Source organism: Candidatus Hydrogenedentota bacterium, assembly GCA_012523015.1.
Lineage (GTDB): Bacteria > Hydrogenedentota > Hydrogenedentia > Hydrogenedentales > CAITNO01 > JAAYBJ01.
This window is the reverse complement of sequence record JAAYJI010000151.1, coordinates 1-2,066: the sequence shown is the minus strand read 5'-3', so window position 1 is coordinate 2,066 and position 2,066 is coordinate 1. Positions and strand designations below refer to the sequence as shown.

The following is a 2,066-nucleotide window of genomic DNA, read 5'->3' as shown; positions in this document are numbered from 1 at the left end:
TTACACAAGATACCCTCCGTCCTTTGTGTTTGCTTTTCGACCGGTTACCTCCCGTTGATCTGGCGTTGAGCGTAGGCGGGGACGGTACTTTTCTGCGAACGGCTGCCGTTGTGGGCAATTCAGATGTTCCAGTCCTGGGTATAAATACCGGCAGGCTGGGCTTTCTTGCCGATGTCAATTTTAGTGATTTAAAAGAGACGCTTCACGAGATCTTTGCCGGTGAGTACGAGATCGAAGAACGTTCCCTGCTTGAAATAGCTGTGGATGAACCGAATCGTGCCCTGAACGAAGTGGCAATCCTGAAGCAAGATACGGCATCTATGCTTACTATTCATACGTATATAAACGATGATTTTCTTACGTCTTATCAGGCCGATGGACTGGTAGTTGCTACGCCAACAGGTTCAACAGCCTATTCACTTAGTGTTGGAGGCCCCATACTTGTTCCAAGTTCACCAAGTTTCGTCTTGTCGCCTATTGCTCCCCACAATTTGACGTCGAGGCCGTTGATTGTACAGGACGATGCCAGGATCAAATTAAGAATAGAAAGCCGAAGCAACAGTTTTCTGGTTTCCCTGGACGGCCAGTCGCAAGTTTGTCACGTGAGAACCGAGATAGAGGTGCAGAAAGCAGACTATATGCTCAAGGTGGTAAAGCGCAAAGGGCATACTTTTTACGAGACGCTTCGCGATAAACTGATGTGGGGCGTGGACGTAAGGAGAAAATAGCGAAAAACGGTACACGGGTTTACTCCTCAGGCTTTACCTCCTCAAAGGGCAAGAGTTTATCGAGCCCGATGATCAACAGGTAAAAGATGGCCATAAAAACAAAAATGCCCGTTATGCCTATTCCGGCAATCAATAAAGTAGTTTCTATTGTTGATGTCATTTGCTGTAGTTTTTATGCGAATAATGGAACCAATGTCAGGATAATACCTCCGGCAACAACCGAACCGATTTGTCCGCCCACGTTGGCACTAATGGCTGGCATGAGCAGGTAATTGTACGGATCTTCTTTCTGTCCCATCTGGTGAATAACGCGTGCCGACATCGGGAATGCGGAAATGCCGCAGGCGCCGATCATGGGATTGATTTTGTTACCCTCCTTACGGAAAAGGTTGAGGAATTTCGCAAAAATTACTCCACCGAACGTGTCGAAGACGAAGGCAAACAATCCCAGCGCAATGATAAGTAATGTGTCAACGCGGACGAAGCGGTCGGAAGTCATGGTGCTGGCAATGGTAATTCCCAACAGTATGGTGACTAGACTGGCCAATTCGTTTTGAGCAGAGAGCGACAATTTGTTCAATACCCCACACTCCCGGATCAGGTTGCCAAACATCAGAAATCCGATCAAAGCCAGTGATGATGGCGCTATGATACCGGCAACAATCGTAACGACTATGGGAAAAGCAATCAGCGCTTTTTTCGAGATCCTCTTATTGGCGTGTCCGGTCCCCGACATTCTTATCAAGCGTTCTTTTTTTGATGTCAGCAATCGGATGACCGGCGGTTGAATAATAGGAACCAGCGCCATGTAAGAATAGGCAGCAACTGAAATAGGTCCCAATAAGTTGGGAGCAAACCTGGAGGCAACTACGATGGAGGTTGGACCGTCAGCCGCACCGATAATACCGATAGAGGCGGCTTCTCTCAAATCATAACCGAGAAAAGAAGCCAGGACCATGGTCATGAAAATACCAAACTGTGCTGCCGCTCCGAACAAAAGTAACGAGGGGCTCCTGAACAGTGGAGAGAAATCGATCATGGCCCCGATAGCGATGAAAATCAGCAAGGGAAATATCTCCGTTGCAATCCCTGCCTGGAAGAAGACGTTGAGAACACCCTCTACCGCTTCTCCCGTTGCGGGGTCAATCTGCGTGATGGCCGAAGATAGCGGAATGTTCACCAGAATTGCCCCGAATCCCATTGGCAAGAGCAGCGTAGGTTCATAATTCTTGGCAATGGCCAAATAGATGAGAACAAGTCCGATGGTTATCATAACCAGGTCTTGCCATGTCATTCCTGCAACAGCAGGCATCAGTTGTTCAAATCCCATAATTTTCC

The 2,066-nt window shown here is 47.9% G+C and carries 2 protein-coding genes; one reads left to right on the top strand and one right to left on the bottom strand.

Annotation, left to right across the window (positions count from 1 at the left end; translation table 11 throughout):
- On the top strand, positions 1-728 hold a 728-nt coding region (locus tag GX117_06605; protein ID NLO33012.1), incomplete at its 5' end, for an NAD kinase.
- Positions 729-900: 172 nt separating this feature from the next.
- Here the strand turns inward: GX117_06605 and GX117_06600 are convergent.
- Complete coding sequence (locus tag GX117_06600; GenBank protein NLO33011.1) at positions 901-2,058, bottom strand: sodium ion-translocating decarboxylase subunit beta; 1,158 nt, start codon at positions 2,056-2,058, stop codon at positions 901-903.
- Between the last annotated feature and the right edge of the window lie 8 nt (positions 2,059-2,066).